Origin of the sequence: Mesorhizobium sp. ESP-6-2, from assembly GCF_020164675.1 — a bacterium.
Taxonomy (GTDB): Bacteria; Pseudomonadota; Alphaproteobacteria; order Rhizobiales; family Rhizobiaceae; genus Mesorhizobium.
In genome coordinates this window covers 177,685-192,418 of the sequence record NZ_JAIUGT010000008.1, presented here as the reverse complement: position 1 = coordinate 192,418, position 14,734 = coordinate 177,685, and the positions used below count along the sequence as shown (strand labels likewise).

General features: G+C 64.4%; 14 protein-coding genes. 7 read left to right on the top strand and 7 right to left on the bottom strand.

Features of this window, described 5'->3' with window-relative positions; translation table 11 throughout:
* From glcF to LB532_RS21290, 4 genes are all read right to left on the bottom strand, one after another.
* Positions 1-1,326: a glycolate oxidase subunit GlcF gene (gene glcF, locus LB532_RS21305; RefSeq protein WP_140642515.1), complete on the bottom strand. Its 1,326-nt coding sequence runs from the start codon at positions 1,324-1,326 to the stop codon at positions 1-3.
* An 11-nt stretch (positions 1,327-1,337) separates the two neighbouring features.
* Entirely contained in the window at positions 1,338-2,543 is a 1,206-nt protein-coding gene (gene glcE, locus LB532_RS21300; protein WP_140642514.1) for a glycolate oxidase subunit GlcE, read from the bottom strand.
* A 5-nt stretch (positions 2,544-2,548) separates the two neighbouring features.
* Positions 2,549-4,045 carry an FAD-linked oxidase C-terminal domain-containing protein gene (locus tag LB532_RS21295; RefSeq protein ID WP_140642512.1) on the bottom strand — a complete coding sequence of 499 codons (1,497 nt, stop codon included), beginning with the start codon at positions 4,043-4,045 and terminating at the stop codon, positions 2,549-2,551.
* Between the two features lie 158 nt (positions 4,046-4,203).
* Positions 4,204-5,526: a DUF3422 family protein gene (locus LB532_RS21290; protein WP_140642511.1), complete on the bottom strand. Its 1,323-nt coding sequence runs from the start codon at positions 5,524-5,526 to the stop codon at positions 4,204-4,206.
* 209 nt (positions 5,527-5,735) lie between these two features.
* Between LB532_RS21290 and LB532_RS21285 the strand changes: the two genes are divergently transcribed.
* Genes LB532_RS21285 through LB532_RS21275 form a run of 3 tightly spaced genes read left to right on the top strand, consistent with a single transcriptional unit; the run spans position 5,736 to position 8,508 of the window.
* On the top strand, positions 5,736-6,539 hold the full coding sequence (locus tag LB532_RS21285) for a FadR/GntR family transcriptional regulator (RefSeq protein WP_140515030.1): 804 nt from the start codon (positions 5,736-5,738) through the stop codon (positions 6,537-6,539).
* A 25-nt stretch (positions 6,540-6,564) separates the two neighbouring features.
* Positions 6,565-7,701 carry an alpha-hydroxy acid oxidase gene (locus LB532_RS21280; protein ID WP_140642509.1) on the top strand — a complete coding sequence of 379 codons (1,137 nt, stop codon included), beginning with the start codon at positions 6,565-6,567 and terminating at the stop codon, positions 7,699-7,701.
* A 39-nt stretch (positions 7,702-7,740) separates the two neighbouring features.
* Positions 7,741-8,508: a metallophosphoesterase family protein gene (locus LB532_RS21275; RefSeq protein ID WP_140642508.1), complete on the top strand. Its 768-nt coding sequence runs from the start codon at positions 7,741-7,743 to the stop codon at positions 8,506-8,508.
* Positions 8,509-8,549: 41 nt separating this feature from the next.
* Here the strand turns inward: LB532_RS21275 and LB532_RS21270 are convergent, their stop codons facing one another.
* Together LB532_RS21270 and LB532_RS21265 are read right to left on the bottom strand one after the other, a co-directional pair.
* Positions 8,550-8,690: a hypothetical protein gene (locus tag LB532_RS21270; RefSeq protein WP_181165325.1), complete on the bottom strand. Its 141-nt coding sequence runs from the start codon at positions 8,688-8,690 to the stop codon at positions 8,550-8,552.
* A gap of 281 nt (positions 8,691-8,971) precedes the next feature.
* A complete protein-coding gene (locus LB532_RS21265) occupies positions 8,972-9,670 on the bottom strand; it encodes a type 1 glutamine amidotransferase (protein WP_140642506.1) in 699 nt (232 codons plus the stop codon).
* A gap of 88 nt (positions 9,671-9,758) precedes the next feature.
* Between LB532_RS21265 and LB532_RS21260 the strand changes: the two genes are divergently transcribed.
* From LB532_RS21260 to LB532_RS21245, 4 genes are all read left to right on the top strand, one after another.
* Positions 9,759-10,406 (top strand): hypothetical protein, encoded by a 648-nt coding sequence (locus tag LB532_RS21260; RefSeq protein WP_140642504.1) that lies wholly within the window; start codon positions 9,759-9,761, stop codon positions 10,404-10,406.
* A gap of 31 nt (positions 10,407-10,437) precedes the next feature.
* Entirely contained in the window at positions 10,438-11,172 is a 735-nt protein-coding gene (locus tag LB532_RS21255; RefSeq protein ID WP_140642502.1) for a 16S rRNA (uracil(1498)-N(3))-methyltransferase, read from the top strand.
* A gap of 239 nt (positions 11,173-11,411) precedes the next feature.
* The gene (locus LB532_RS21250) at positions 11,412-12,785 is read left to right on the top strand and encodes a glutamate--cysteine ligase (RefSeq protein ID WP_140642500.1); all 1,374 of its coding nucleotides are present in this window, start codon (positions 11,412-11,414) and stop codon (positions 12,783-12,785) included.
* Positions 12,786-12,883: 98 nt separating this feature from the next.
* Positions 12,884-13,900 carry a DUF937 domain-containing protein gene (locus LB532_RS21245; protein WP_140642498.1) on the top strand — a complete coding sequence of 339 codons (1,017 nt, stop codon included), beginning with the start codon at positions 12,884-12,886 and terminating at the stop codon, positions 13,898-13,900.
* Between the two features lie 402 nt (positions 13,901-14,302).
* On the opposite strand, the gene LB532_RS21240 is transcribed toward LB532_RS21245, so the two are convergent.
* On the bottom strand, positions 14,303-14,635 hold the full coding sequence (locus LB532_RS21240) for a DUF1127 domain-containing protein (RefSeq protein WP_140642496.1): 333 nt from the start codon (positions 14,633-14,635) through the stop codon (positions 14,303-14,305).
* Positions 14,636-14,734 lie beyond the last annotated feature (99 nt).

Sequence of the window (14,734 nt, the reverse complement as noted above, 5' to 3'; positions counted from 1 at the left end):
CTACTCAGCGGCGATCAGGCCGGATTCCGCAACGCCTTCCGGTCTCGGCCCGCCATAGGCCCAGTCGAGCAGCTTGATCGTATGCACCACCGGCAGCTTCGCGGCAGACGCGATCTGCGCTATGCAGCCGATATTGCCGGTGGCGACGACCGAGGCGCCGGTAGCCTCGATGTTCTTCACCTTGCGATCGCGCAGCCTGGCCGAAATATCCGGCTGCAAGATGTTGTATGTGCCGGCCGAACCGCAGCACAAATGCCCTTCGCGCGGCTCGCGCACGATGAAGCCGGCTTTGGCCAGCAATTCCCTAGGCTGTCGGGTAATCTTCTGGCCGTGCTGCATCGAACAGGCCGAATGATAGGCGACGACCGTGCCCGGCTTGCGCACCGGTTCGGGCAGGTCGATGGCGGTCAGATATTCGGTAACGTCCTTGGCCAGCATGGAGACACGTGCAGCCTTTTCGGCGTAGGCCGGATCGAGCCGCAGCATGAAACCGTAATCCTTGATGGTCGTGCCGCAGCCCGACGCGGTGATGATAATGGCATCGATCCCGCCTTGTTCGATGGCGCGGGTCCAGGCATCCACATTTTGCCTTGCCGAAGCAAGGGCGGCTTGCTCGCGCCCCATGTGGTGGACGAGCGCGCCGCAACAGCCCTCGCCCGGCGGCACCACGACCTCGACGCCAAGCCGCGTCAGCAGTGAAATGGTCGTGTCGTTGATGGCGGGATCGAGCACCGATTGCGCGCAACCGGTGAGGATGGCGACGCGGCCCCTCTTCGCCCCCTGCCCGGTATGGATGCCCGGCGAAGCCATCGGCGATGCTCCCGGGATCGATTCCGGCGCGAGCTTGAGCATTGCGCCAACCGGCTTCAATGCCGGAATCTTCTCGAACAGGCCGATGAACGGCTTGCCCAATTTCGCCAATTTGAGCGCGGCGCGAAAACGCCGGGGATAGGGCAGGACGAGGGCCAGTATTGCGCGGATCAGGCGATCGAGTACCGGCCGCCTATAGGTCTGCTGGATATGGGCGCGGGCATGGTCGACCAGATGCATGTAGTTGACGCCAGACGGGCAGGTGGTCATGCAGGCCAGGCAGGACAGGCAGCGATCGATATGGGTGACGATCTCCTTGTCGGCGGGGCGGCCGTTTTCCAGCATGTCCTTGATCAGGTAGATGCGCCCGCGCGGTGAATCGAGCTCGTTGCCCAGCGTCACATAGGTCGGGCAGGTAGCGGTGCAGAACCCGCAATGCACGCATTTGCGCAAGATCTTCTCCGATTCCGCGACGTGCGGATCGGCAAGCTGCGCGGGCGAGAAATTGGTCTGCATCTCTTGATGTCCTAGGCCATGCGGCCGGGATTGAGGATGTTCTTGGGGTCGAATTCCTGCTTCAGCCGCTGGCTGAGCGCTGCCAGCGCCGGAGCCTGCGGCTCGAACACCGGCAGGGCGGCGCGATGCGAAGGAGCCGCGCGCACCAATGTCGCATGGCCGCCGCCATGTTTTTTCAGAAGGCCGCGCAGCAGCGCCGCTTCCGGATCGCCCTCCTCCATGCGCAGCCACACCAGCCCGCCCTGCCAGTCATAGAAGGCGCTGACGGCGGCCTGCATGCGCAGCGTCAAAACCATCTGGTGCGCCTGGGCAGGCGCCATCGATACTCGCCAGACCAGCTTGTCGCTGTTGTCCGCGAAGGGGCTGCAATCGCGCACGTCACGCCATAGGGCGGCCGACGCTTCGCTGGAAATCTCCTCCAGGGGCCCGGCATCTCCGAGCAACGTCTTCAGCGCGGCGATGCGATAGGCGACGGAGGGGCCAAAACCCTCCACCCGCAGCAGCGTGGCCGCATCATTGCCGAGCGCACCTGCGGCAACCCGTGCGGCAATCCGCTCCGGCAGGTGGGCGGCGCTCGATACTTCGGCACTGGAGCCGAGCGCCAGGGCCATCGCCGCGGCGGCCGCATCGTCGAGCAGGCCGCGGACGGCGAGCGTGACCTCGGTCTCGGCCGACGGCAGCACCTTGAAGGTGACGTCGGTGAACACGGCCAGCGTGCCCCAGCTGTTGGCCATCAGCTTGGACAAGTCATAACCGGTGACGTTCTTCACCACGCGGCCGCCGGACTTGAAGGCCTCGCCGCGCCCGGAAACCACATGGATGCCCAATATATGGTCGCGCGCGGCCCCCGCCTTCAGCCGGCGCGGGCCGGAGAGGTTCGCCGCAAGCGCACCACCAAGGGTGCCCCTGCCCGGCTCGCCGCCGAGCAGCGGGCCGTAATCCATCGGCTCGAAAGCAAGCTGCTGGCCGTTTTGCGCCAGCAGGTTCTCGATCTCGGCGAGCGGCGTGCCCGCCTTTGCCGACAGCACCAGTTCGGCGGGCTCATAGAGGGTGACGCCGGAGAGCCTCGACAGGTCGAGCGTGTGCTCGGTCTGCAGCGGGCGGCCGATGCCGCGCTTGGAGCCATGGCCAAGGATTTCGAGCGGCGTTTCTTCCGCCGCCGCCCAGGCGATGGTGGAGAGGACTTCGGAAGGGGCCGTGGGAGTGAAGGTGGTCATGGCCCTCAAAACCTCGGAATGTCCGGAAACGCCATTTGGCCGCGATGCACATGCATGCGCCCCAGCTCCGCGCAGCGGCGCAGCTGCGGGAACACCTTTCCCGGGTTGAGCAGGTGCCTGGGATCGAAGGCGCATTTGACGCGCATCTGCTGGTCGAGGTCGATCTCGTTGAACATTTCCGGCATCAGGTCGCGTTTCTCGACGCCCACCCCATGCTCGCCGGTCAAGACGCCGCCGACCTTGACGCACAGCCGCAATATGTCGGCGCCGAAACTCTCGGCTTTGTCGAGTTCGCCCGGCACGTTGGCGTCATAGAGGATCAGCGGGTGCAGATTGCCGTCGCCGGCATGGAAGACATTGGCGACGCCGAGCCCGTATTTTTCGGAGAGCTCGCGCATGCCGGCCAGCACGCGCGGCAGTTCCTTGCGCGGGATGGTGCCGTCCATGCAATAATAGTCGGGCGAGATACGGCCGACCGCGGGAAAGGCTGCCTTGCGCCCTGCCCAGAAGCTCAACCGCTCCTGCTCCGACTGCGAAATGCGGCAGGTGGTCGAACCGTTGCGGATGGCGATCGCCTCGACCGCGGTGATGAGATGATCGACCTCGACGCTGGGCCCATCGAGTTCGACGATCAGCAGCGCCTCGACATCCAGGGGATATCCGGCATGGACGAAATCCTCCGCCGCATGAATCGCCGGGCGGTCCATCATCTCCATGCCACCGGGAATGATGCCGGCGCCGATAATGTCGGCGACGCATTGGCCACCCTGCTCGCTTGTCGGGAAGCCGATCAGCAGCGCACGTGCCGTCTCCGGCTTCTTCAAAATGCGCACGGTGACTTCGGTGACGACGCCCAGCAGGCCTTCGGAGCCGGTCATGACGCCGAGCAGGTCGTAGCCTTCCGCGTCCAGATGCCTGCCGCCGAGCCGCACCACCTCGCCGCTCATCAGCACCATCTCGATGCCGAGCACATTGTTGGCGGTCAGGCCGTATTTGAGGCAGTGCACGCCGCCGGAATTTTCGGCGACATTGCCGCCGATCGAGCAGGCGATCTGGGAAGATGGGTCGGGGGCGTAGTAAAAACCCTCCTGCTCGACGGCCGTGGTGATGCCGAGATTAGTGACGCCCGGCTGGGCGACGACGATGCGATTGGCGAAATCGATCTCGATGATCCGGTTGAAGCGGCTCATGACCAGGAGCACCGCGTCCTCCAGCGGCAGCGCGCCGCCCGACAGCGAGGTGCCGGAGCCGCGCGGCACGACGCGGATGTTGCGGTCGTTGCAGTATTTCAGCACGCGCGAAACCTGCGCCACCGTTTCGGGCAGCACCACGACTAACGGCAGTTGCCGGTAGGCGGTCAGGCCATCGCTTTCGAAGGCGCGCATTTCGTTGGCCGCGTCGACCACGCCCTCGCCCGGCACGATGATGCGCATGTCGGCGACGATCTCACCGCGCCGGCGCATCGTGGCGTCGTCTGGCTTGGGCATGGCAAGGCCGGACATCGGCAGCCTCATCTCGCTTGACTGGTCAAAATCTTTTACCAGTGAAGGGCGGCGGTTGCAAACCCCGCTTTGACGGCGAGCGGGCACGGGCGCAAGGGACGCCTTCCGCAGCGGCAATCTGCCGCTGGCAGGCTATCCTGTGGGAAGTAAAGGCGCGCCTACTCGCCCGGATGTTTCGCCGGCTCGGAATGCATGCGCCGCACCCGCCGCACGCCCCACCAGACCAGCAGGATGGCAAGCGGCACGCACGCCGCCGTGACCACTTCGGGCGCGAAGGCGTGGCCGTAGATCGAGGCGCCCTTGGCGACGTAGCCGACGAGGCCGACGACATAGTAGGAAACGGCCGCGACCGACAGGCCTTCGACGGTCTGCTGCAGGCGCAGTTGCAACCGGGCGCGATTGTTCATCGAGGCGAGCAGGTCGCGGTTCTGCTTCTCGACCTCGACATCGACCCAGGTGCGCAGCAGCGTGGTGGCGCGCGTCAGCTTGCGCGACAGGTTGGCCTGACGCTCCTCGACCGAACGGCAGGTGCGCATGGCAGGCGCCATGCGCCGCCGCAAGAACCCCGCCCAGGTGTCATATCCCTGTACGGCTTCTTCCTCGAGCGCTTCCAGCCTTTCGCCGACGATGCCATCATAGGCACGGCTGGCGCCGAAGCGGTACAGGCTCGACGCCGCGTCGGCCTCCAACTCAGCCGCGAGTTCGGTCAGGTCGGCAAGCAATTTCTGGCTGTCGCGGGTCTCGGCGAGTTTCATCTCCAGCGTGATCTGGGCCAGCCTGTCCTCGATACGGCGGGCGCGGCCGGACAGGGCCAGCGCCAACGGCAGGCCGAGCATGGCCAGCGTGCGGTAGGTCTCGATGTCGATCAGCCGCTGCGACAAGGCGCCGGTGCTGGCCGGCGTCAGGCCGCGGTCAAGGATCAGCATACGGGTCAGGCCGTCGCCATCCTGGCGGAAATCGGTGACGATTGCTGCATTGCCGCGTTCGACCAGCGAATAGCAGAGGCTGGTCGGATCGAAGCCGGCGATCGACCGCTCGCCCGCCTGCGTCCATTTGCGGATCTCGAGCCGGATGCCTGAAATAACGGTTCCGGGTGGAGAAAATCCGTTGCCGAACGGCGAATCCTCCTGGCCCTTGCCGCCTTCGGCAAGCGGCCCTTCCCACAGATAGGTGGAGAATTCGGTATGCCGCTCCCAGCGCAGCGAGCCCTGGCCCCATCTCATGGCGTGATGGCGGGCCTGACGGTCGGGCGCGGCTATGCCGAGCCGGCGTGACAGCTCGGAAAGCACCGAATGATCGACGCCGGCGCCACCCTCGGTCATGAAGGCGAGCTGGATCAGCACACGCGGCTTCTCGATCAGCGGGTGCGGACGGGCATGGACTTCGCCCAGCGCACCAGGCCGTCCCTCATGCGCCGGAAAGCCGAGCACGCTGCCCTTGGCGCGCGGCTGAAATTCGAGATTGGACGGGTCGTGCGACACGGCTTGTTCCCCGGGTTTCTTTGAACCCTCTTGCAGTTGCGTCCTCTAGAGCCAATAGGCCGGTGACGCAAACAGCAAAGTTAGCCGAAGACGATATGGGCGCGAGCCGGGAAGCCGACACGCTTCGACCAATTGGATAAATAATTTGACCAGTTGGCGACGCTGGCTTTATCTTGCGCGACACCGGTTCAGCACTCCCAGGCATGCCGTTGAGCGACATTTTTTCCAGGATCGAGCACTCGCGAACCGCCGATGAGGTGGTGCAGCAGATCGAAAGCCTCGTCCTCGAAGGCGTGCTGCGCACCGGCGACCGGCTGCCTGGCGAGCGCGAGCTGGCGCGCCAGTTCGATGTGTCCCGTCCGATCCTGCGCGACGCGCTGAAGGCGCTCGAGGGACGCGGCCTTTTGACGACGCGGCCGGGCGGCGGCACATATGTCGCCGACATCATCGGCCAGCTGTTCACCAAGCCGGTAGCGGACCTGATCTCGACTCATCGCAAGGCGGTGGCCGATTATCTGGAGTATCGCCGCGAGGTGGAGGGGATCGCCGCCGAATATGCGGCGCGGCGCGCCACGCCGGAGGACCTGGCCCTGCTCGACCGCATCATGGCACGCATGGACGAAGCGCACCGCACCGGGGATTTCGACGACGAAGCCGAGATCGACGTCGAGTTCCATCATGCGATCTGCGAATGCGCGCACAACATCCTGCTCCTGCATACGCTGCGCTCCTGCTATAGGCTGCTGTCGGAAGGCGTGTTCCAGAATCGGTTGCTGGTGTTCACCGTGCCCGGCGCGCGCGATGCGCTGCTGGCCCAGCACCGGGCGATCCACATCGCGGTCAAGGCCGGCGACCCGGCCGGCGCGCGGCAGGCGGCGATGGACCACATGATCTATGTTGAGCGGTCGATGGCGCAAGCCGAGCGCAGCGGCGACTGGCAGCGCGTATCGCGGCTCAGGCTCAGGCAACGCTCTGAAGCCGGCGATGCCGAACCGGCGCGCAAACGCTCCTGAACGATATCGATCAAGCGGGGACACGATGAGCGACATTCTCACCATTGCCGACCTCAAGGACCTGGCGCGACGGCGCGTGCCCAGAATGTTCTTCGAGTATGCCGATTCCGGCGCATGGACCGAGAGCACCTACCGGGCCAACGAGGAGGACTTCCAAAAGATCAAGTTCCGCCAGCGCGTGCTGGTCGACATGAGCAACCGCTCACTGGAATCGACCATGATCGGCGAGAAGGTGGCCATGCCGGTGGCGCTGGCCCCAACCGGCCTGACCGGCATGCAGCATGCCGATGGCGAGATGCTGGCGGCGCAGGCGGCCGAGGAATTCGGCGTGCCGTTCACCCTGTCGACGATGAGCATCTGCTCGATCGAGGATGTCGCGTCGGTGACCAAGAGGCCGTTCTGGTTTCAGCTTTACGTTCTGCGCGACAAGGACTTCGTGCTCGATCTGATCGACCGGGCAAAGGCGGCGAAATGCTCGGCGCTGGTGCTGACGCTCGACCTGCAGATCCTCGGACAACGCCACAAGGATGTCCGCAACGGACTTTCGGCGCCGCCCAAGATGACGCTGGCCAACATTGCCAACATCGCGGTCCGCCCGCGCTGGTGGATGGGCATGGCCGGCACGAAGCGCCGCACGTTCCGCAACATCGTCGGCCACGCCAAGGGCGTCGGCGACGTGGCTTCGCTGGCGTCATGGACGACGGAGCAGTTCGACCCGCATCTGTCATGGAAGGATGTCGCCTGGATCAAGGAACGCTGGGGCGGCAAGCTGATCCTGAAAGGCATTCTCGACAAGGAAGACGCGTTGATGGCCGCTGAAACGGGCGCCGACGCGATCGTGGTTTCCAACCATGGCGGGCGTCAGTTGGACGGCGCATCCTCGTCGATCATGGCGCTGGAGGAAATCGCGGACGCGGTCGGCGACAGGATCGAGGTGCACATGGATGGCGGCATCCGCTCCGGCCAGGACGTGCTGAAGGCACTGTGCCTCGGCGCCAGGGGAACCTATATCGGCCGGCCATTTCTCTACGGCCTGGGCGCGCTCGGCAAGGAAGGCGTTACCAAGGCGCTGGAAATCATCCGTAAGGAGATGGACATCACACTGGCGCTGTGCGGAAAACGTCTGGTGACGGACATGGGCAAGGACCAGATCCGGCGCTAGCCAGGTCGGCGACGGCCTGATCACGGAGACAGCGATACGTTGGCAGAACCCGACATTCATTTCCTGGACGCGCGCGGACCGGACGGCATGCGGCTCTACGCAATCGGCGATGTCCATGGCCGGCTCGATCTGCTGGCGGCCATGCATCAGCGAATCGAGAGCGAGCTCGAATGGAAGCCGGCTCGCGACTGGCGCGTCATCCACCTCGGCGACTATGTCGACCGCGGGCCGGACTCCAAGGACGTCGTCGATTTCCTGATCGAGGCGCGCAAACGCGATCCGCGAAACCTGATGCTCGCCGGCAATCACGATCTCGGCTTTCTCGATTTTCTCGATACCCCTGACCCGGACGGGCTTTTCATGCGGTATGGCGGGGTCCAGACGGCGCTATCCTACGGTGTGCCCCTCGCGGCCGACGCCGGCTGGTTCGGCAGGATGGAGACGCTGAGGCGGGGACATCAGGCTCTGCTCGAAGCCGTACCGCAACGCCATATCGACTTCCTGCGTTCGCTGCCCTTCTCAATCAGCTTCGGCGACTTCTTCTTCTGCCATGCCGGCATCAGGCCAGGCGTTGCCCTGGAGAACCAGAATCCGCAGGATCTGATCTGGATCCGCGACGTTTTCCACGATCACGCCGGCCTTTTCCCGAAGATCGTGGTGCACGGCCATACGCCGGTTCCCGAGGCGGAAGTCATGGCCAACCGCGTCAATGTCGATACGCTCGCCTGGCAATCAGGCATGCTCAGCGCGCTCGTTGTCGAGGACGCCGACAAACGCATTCTGACAATGACAATAAGGGAAGCTTGAGTAGTGCGCGTCGCGGAAACACCCGCGAACGGTCCGGCTATTCAGCGCAGCGAAGCGGTGACGCCGTAACCGTCGACGGCGTTGTGGTTGTTGGCGGCATCGGCCGCATAGATGCCGAGACCGCAAATCACGATGGCGGACATCATGGCAAAGGACAGAAGCGCTGCTTTCACGGACGTCATCTCTTGTTGAGCTTCCTGCATCTGTGCACGAGGCGGTTACCAATGCGTTGAAACCGACAATACGTCTCAAAGTTTCGACGATTTCGCGCTTCTAGGCATGTTCTGTATCGGCGGTGTGTCGCACGGGCCACACAAACGTCCATCGCGGTTGCACCGGTGATGCAGAGCGCGCGCCTTCTAGGATGGCGGGCGTACACAAGCCAAGGACGAAACCGGTTTTCCCCAGGCGGATTCACCGTCGCGTGCCAATTTTGCCACGCTCTGGTCCGCAGAGGTGATGCTCAGATCGTCGCCACCCAGGCGCGGGCGATGGCCAGGCCGGCAGCATCGGCATCCGGTCCGTTGCGGGCCATTTCGCCATCGAGCTTGCCGGCCCAGTCGGGGTGGCGCGCTGCAATGATCGGCGCGAAAGAGGCGCTCCAGTCCTTCACCAGCGGCCGGTCGGCCTCGAAATGAAACTGGAAACCATAGACGGCGCGGCCGACGCGGAACGCCTGGTTCTCGGCGACATCATTGCCGGCGAGCCGCACGGCGTCTTCAGGCAGCACGAAAGTGTCGTCGTGCCACTGAAAGATCGGGAACCGTTCCGGAAGCTCGGCCAACACCGGATCGGCCTTGGCATCCGGCGTCAGCGACACGCCGCGCCAGCCGAATTCGTTGGCGCCGCCGATGCGGTTCTCGCCGCCGAAGGCGCGGGCAACAAGCTGGCTGCCGAGGCAGATACCGAGCACGGCGCGGTCCTTGCCGGCGAAATCGCTGATAAGTTCGAGCAGCGCCGGAAAATAGGGATATTCGTCGTCAGCCAGCGCGTTCTGGCCGCCGCCAAGCACCACCATGGCTTCGTGGCCGTTCGCATCGTCCGGCAGCGGATCGCCCTTGTAAGGAAGGCGGATGTCGAGATCGGCACCGGCTTCCGCCAGTGCCGCGCCGACCTGGCCGAGGCCGGTATTGTCGTAGTTCTGGACCACCAGCACCCGCATCGCAAAACCCTGCTGACATGAAAAAGGTGCGGCGAGCGATATCATGGCGCCGGCATTTCAGCCAAGATGCGGGCGCGCGGAGAAAACTATGCCACTGCAAAACCGGGTCGATCCGTTCGGCGCCATCCACGCCGTGCGCGAGCGCGGCCTGTTCATGGGCAATCGCGGCATCATCCACGATCCCGAGACAAGGACGCTGTTGAAAAAACGCTGGGCGCTTCACGCCTGGATCATCTGCGTCTGCGACTTCCGCGACGTGCGGCGCGAGCCGATGGGCCGCAACCGGCCGGGAGGAAAGGCCGGCTGGACCGAGCTGTTCTTCCTCGACGAGGTGACGGCACTGGCCGCCGGGCATCGCCCCTGCTTCTTTTGCCGGCGCGAACGGGCCAAGGACTTTGTCCAGCGCTTCGGCGAAGCCTTCGCCATTGCCGCGCCGCGCGCGCCGCAGGTCGACAAGCGGCTGCACAAGGAACGGCTGGCTTCGGGCGGCAAGCCCCCGGTGGTGGCGGCCGACGAGCTTGCAGGCCTGCCCGACGGCACGATGATCGACGGCGGCGGCGATGCCTACGCCTTGCGTCGTGGCAGGGCGCTGCGCTGGTCGTTCGCAGGATATCGCGGGGCGCGGGATTTCGACGGCCTCGCTGGCCGGACACTGCGGCTGTTGACGCCGCCGACCACCGTGCGCGTGCTGAGGCAAGGCTACGAACCCGTCTGGCATCCTTCCGCCAAGACTTGACGCCAACCGCCGCCTCGCCCATTCCTCGGCGATGCGCGCAAACTACAAGATGCAACGCCTGTTCGTGCCCGACGATCTCGGGCCGGACGCCGAATTCGATGCCGGTCAGCAGCAAAGCCATTATCTCCAGCATGTGCTGCGGCTTGGCGAGGGCGCCGAGATCCTGTTGTTCAACGGCCGCGACGGCGAATGGTCGGCGGCCATCGCGGCCAAATCCAAGAAGGCGGTGAAGCTGAGGGTGCTGGCGCGGCAACGGCCGCAGCCGCCGCTGCCCGATCTCGTCTACTGCTTCGCACCGCTGAAGCAGGGCCGGCTCGACTATCTCGTGCAGAAGGCGGTCGAGATGGGCGCCGGTGTGCTGCAGCCGGTCATTACCCAGCACACGCAAGTGGCCAAACCCTCCCTCGACCGGTTGCGCGCCAACGTCGTCGAGGCGGCCGAGCAGTGCGGCATCCTTGCGGTGCCGCAGGTGCGGGAAGCGGAAAGGTTCGAGCGCCTGCTGACCGGCTGGGACAAGGAGCGGCGGCTGATCTTCTGCGACGAGGACGCTTCGACCAACAATCCCTTGCCCGCGCTGCAAGCGGTAAGCGAAAGGAAGCTCGGCCTGCTGGTCGGGCCGGAAGGCGGATTTTCCGACGAGGAGCGCAAGGTGCTGCGCGCTTTGCCCTTCGTCACCGCCATTCCGCTCGGCCCGCGCATCCTTCGCGCCGATACGGCAGCCGTCGCCGCACTGGCGGTGATGCAGGCCACGATCGGGGATTGGTAGGGTTCTTCCTTCTCTTTGTGGATATGGGAAGAGCCGCATCGTTCAATTCCTGTTGACCTCTGGCTCAGGATTTTTCGCTTGATCGGCTACTGACATTTCGTCCATCTAGCGCCGGCGGTCGTCCGGCCGCCCTGCAGTGCCGCGCGTCGACGCGCAAAGGCCGCTGTAGTACTTTGATTTTGGCGCATATCCCGAAAATCGAGGTCGATTTCGGGCTCGTGCGCCGCAGGGGCTTGATGATGGCGCGCGACACAACCGATTTCCGGCCGATCGAAGGCATGGACGAACTCGTCGCGCACCTGGCGGAGGGCAACAAGCCGCGAGACAAATGGCGCATCGGCACCGAGCACGAGAAATTCCCGTTCTACGTCGACGGCAACGAGCCGGTGCCCTATGGCGGCGAGCGCGGCATACGCGCCATCCTCGAAGGCATGCAGTCAAAGCTCGGCTGGGATCCCATCATCGATGACGGCCGCATCATCGGCCTGGTCGAGCCGACCGGCCAGGGCGCGATTTCGCTGGAGCCCGGCGGCCAGTTCGAACTCTCCGGCGCGCCTCTGGAGACGATCCACCAGACCTGCCGCGAGGGCAACGCCCACCTGGCCCAGGTGCGCGAGATCGCCGAGCCGATGGGCATCCGCTTCCTCGGCCTTGGCGGCAGCCCGAAATGGTCGCTGGCCGAGACGCCGAAAATGCCGAAGTCGCGCTATGAGATCATGACGCGTTACATGCCCAAGGTCGGCACCAAGGGCCTCGACATGATGTACCGCACCTGCACGATCCAGGTTAATCTCGACTTCGAGAGTGAGGTGGACATGCGGCGCAAGATGCAGGTGTCGCTGAAGCTGCAGCCACTGTCGACGGCGCTGTTCGCCAACTCGCCCTTCACGGAGAGCCGACCGAACGGCCTGCAGAGCTGGCGCGGCGACATCTGGCGCGACACCGACAACCAGCGCTCGGGCCTGCTCGAATTCTGCTTCTCGCCCGATTTCGGCTTTGCCGACTATGTCGAATGGGCGCTCGACGTGCCGATGTATTTCGTCATCCGCGACGGGCAATACCACGACATGACGCACGTCACCTTCCGTCAGTTCATGGCCGGGGCCGCCCGCAATGAAATCCCGGACGGATTGCCGACGATGGGCGACTGGGCGAACCATCTGTCGACGCTCTTCCCCGACGTGCGGCTGAAGCGCTTTCTCGAGATGCGCGGCGCCGATGGCGGGCCGTGGCGGCGCATCTGCGCCCTACCGGCCTTCTGGGTCGGGCTGCTTTACGACGAGGCAGCGCTCGATGCGGCCGAGGCGCTGACTTCGAGCTGGACCTATGAGGAAGTGCTGGCGATGCGCAACGCCGTGCCCGAACAAGGCATTTCGGCGCCGTTCCGCAACGCCACGTTGCGCGACATCGCGCGCGACGTGCTTACCATCTCGCGCATGGGGCTGAAGAACCGCGGCAAGAAGAACCGCGACGGCTATGACGAGACCTCGTTCCTCAACACGCTCGACGAAGTCGTGGCGCGCGGCACCACCAGCGCCGAGGAGATGCTGTCGGCCTACCACACACGGTGGGGCGGCTCGATCGAGCCGGTGTTCATGGAATACGCCTATTAACCCTCGGCTTCGAGGCGGCCGAGGTCGTCCAAAAGGCGCTTCAATCGGCAGTGGAAACGAATTAGGCTTCTCCGGCGGAATTTCCGGAGGAGAGACGAATGCCTTCCTTGTTCGACATGCTGGCGCAGGCCCAGAACGGCAACGGCATGCAGGCGCTTGCCCAACAGTATGGGCTTTCCATGCAGCAGACGCAGGCGGCGGTCGCCGCGCTGCTGCCGGCCTTTTCGCAGGGGCTGCAGCGCAACACCGCAGACCCCTATGGGCTCGGCGCCTTCATGACGGCGATGGCGAGCGGCCAGCACGCCAAATATTTCGAGGACGCGACCCGGGCCTTCTCGCCGCAAGGCGTCGATGAAGGCAACGGCATTCTGGGGCATCTGTTCGGCTCCAAGGATTTGTCGCGCGCCGTTGCCAGTCAGGCGGCGCAGGCGAGCGGCGTGAGCCAGCAGGTGCTGCAGCAGATGCTGCCGGCCATAGCCTCGATGCTGATGGGCGGGCTGTTCAAGCAGACGACAAGTCAGATGCAGGCGGCCGGCGGTTTCGGCGGTGGCGGCAACAATCCTCTGGGCGAGATCATCGAGCAGATGATGCGGCAAGGCGGGGGCGTGCAAGCCCCGGCGCCACAACCGCGCCACGAACCACAGCCGCAGGCCCCGATGGACAATCCGCTCGGCAAGGTCTTGCAGGAGATGTTCGGTGGCGGAACGCCGCAGCCACAAAGCCAACCTCAGCCGCCCCCCGATCCCTACGGCGACAATCCGCTCGGCAAGGTACTGCAGGACATGTTCGGCGGTGGTGCGCAGCCGCCGCAAGACCAGCCTCAGCCGCAGCAGACCCAGAGCCCCTATGGCAACAGTCCGCTGGGCAAGATCTTCGAGGAGATGCTGCGGCAAGGTGGCGGTGTATCAGGCGGCGGGCAACCGGCGCCGCAGCCTCAAGCTCGGCAGCAACCCCAGGCGCCGCAGCCGCAGACCAATCCGAGCGGCAGGCCGAGGAACCCATTCGACGATCTGTTCGGCAAGATGTTCGAAACCGGCGCCCAGCAGCGCGACGACTACCAGAAGGGAATGGAATCTATTTTCGACCAGTTCAAGCGCGGCATGGATCGGCGATAGTTCGGCAAAAAAGCAATGATTAGGTGAAATAGTCATCAATGGCTTGATGGGTGCAGCACTGCTCGGCAGTGTCTACTCAGTTTATCGATATGACTTCCTTAACCCGCGTGACGCACCCGGGTATAAAAACATTCGTGACGCCTTAAAGTATGGCAAGCCGCTATCGTCACAATGGAAGCCCTTAGACGAGAGTAATCGCGCCGGCTATGGGATCTTGCCTTTTGGTCTTCGGAATTTTGATCTTGCCGGTGGACGGCTCATCGAGCTTATTGATCGGTTTTAAGCAAAAAAAGAAAAGCCCGGTCCTTGGGAGGACCGGGCAGCGTGCAGGCGAGCCGGCGGGGATCCGGCAGGGAGTGGGAGCCTGCATAACTCTTCAGTCGCGGTAAGCCTCAAAGAGGTTCACAGCGCCCGCGACGGGGGTAGTAACCGGCCGGCGTGATCAGGCCACCTTGCGGGCGCGATGTCCTCGATGGTTTCGACGCGATCGCTGGCGATTTCGCGCAACATCGCCGTCGGATCGCGGCCAAACGGCACGTCGATGGCGACGTGCAGGTCGGCGCGCGTCAGGCCGATATCGGCAAGCTCGGCGTCCGACATCTCGCCGAGGCGATAGAAGGCACGGCGGTTTTTCCAGGCGCGGTAAGCGTTGGAGACGGTATTTGCCACGCGCGTCGCAACGGCCGGACGCGTGGTGATGCGCGAGGTCTCGGTGGCGAAATCAAACGTGGCCATGTCGGTCTCCTTCAGACTCGAACGGGCAAAACCAGGCAATCGGCGCTTAGCAAACAGCGACCGTTCCGGTTTCGATTCACTTCAAGAAATGCATGTCTT

What these genes read in the sequence shown, in the direction of transcription:
- LB532_RS21270 (WP_181165325.1), bottom strand. Translation starts at nt 8,690, where the DNA reads ATGACGTCCGTGAAAGCAGCGCTTCTGTCCTTTGCCATGATGTCCGCC.
- LB532_RS21250 (WP_140642500.1), top strand. Translation starts at nt 11,412, where the DNA reads ATGGCGCGCGACACAACCGATTTCCGGCCGATCGAAGGCATGGACGAA.
- LB532_RS21280 (WP_140642509.1), top strand. Translation starts at nt 6,565, where the DNA reads ATGAGCGACATTCTCACCATTGCCGACCTCAAGGACCTGGCGCGACGG.
- glcF (WP_140642515.1), bottom strand. Translation starts at nt 1,326, where the DNA reads ATGCAGACCAATTTCTCGCCCGCGCAGCTTGCCGATCCGCACGTCGCG.
- LB532_RS21245 (WP_140642498.1), top strand. Translation starts at nt 12,884, where the DNA reads ATGCCTTCCTTGTTCGACATGCTGGCGCAGGCCCAGAACGGCAACGGC.
- LB532_RS21260 (WP_140642504.1), top strand. Translation starts at nt 9,759, where the DNA reads ATGCCACTGCAAAACCGGGTCGATCCGTTCGGCGCCATCCACGCCGTG.
- LB532_RS21295 (WP_140642512.1), bottom strand. Translation starts at nt 4,045, where the DNA reads ATGTCCGGCCTTGCCATGCCCAAGCCAGACGACGCCACGATGCGCCGG.
- LB532_RS21265 (WP_140642506.1), bottom strand. Translation starts at nt 9,670, where the DNA reads ATGCGGGTGCTGGTGGTCCAGAACTACGACAATACCGGCCTCGGCCAG.
- glcE (WP_140642514.1), bottom strand. Translation starts at nt 2,543, where the DNA reads ATGACCACCTTCACTCCCACGGCCCCTTCCGAAGTCCTCTCCACCATC.
- LB532_RS21240 (WP_140642496.1), bottom strand. Translation starts at nt 14,635, where the DNA reads ATGGCCACGTTTGATTTCGCCACCGAGACCTCGCGCATCACCACGCGT.
- LB532_RS21255 (WP_140642502.1), top strand. Translation starts at nt 10,438, where the DNA reads ATGCGCGCAAACTACAAGATGCAACGCCTGTTCGTGCCCGACGATCTC.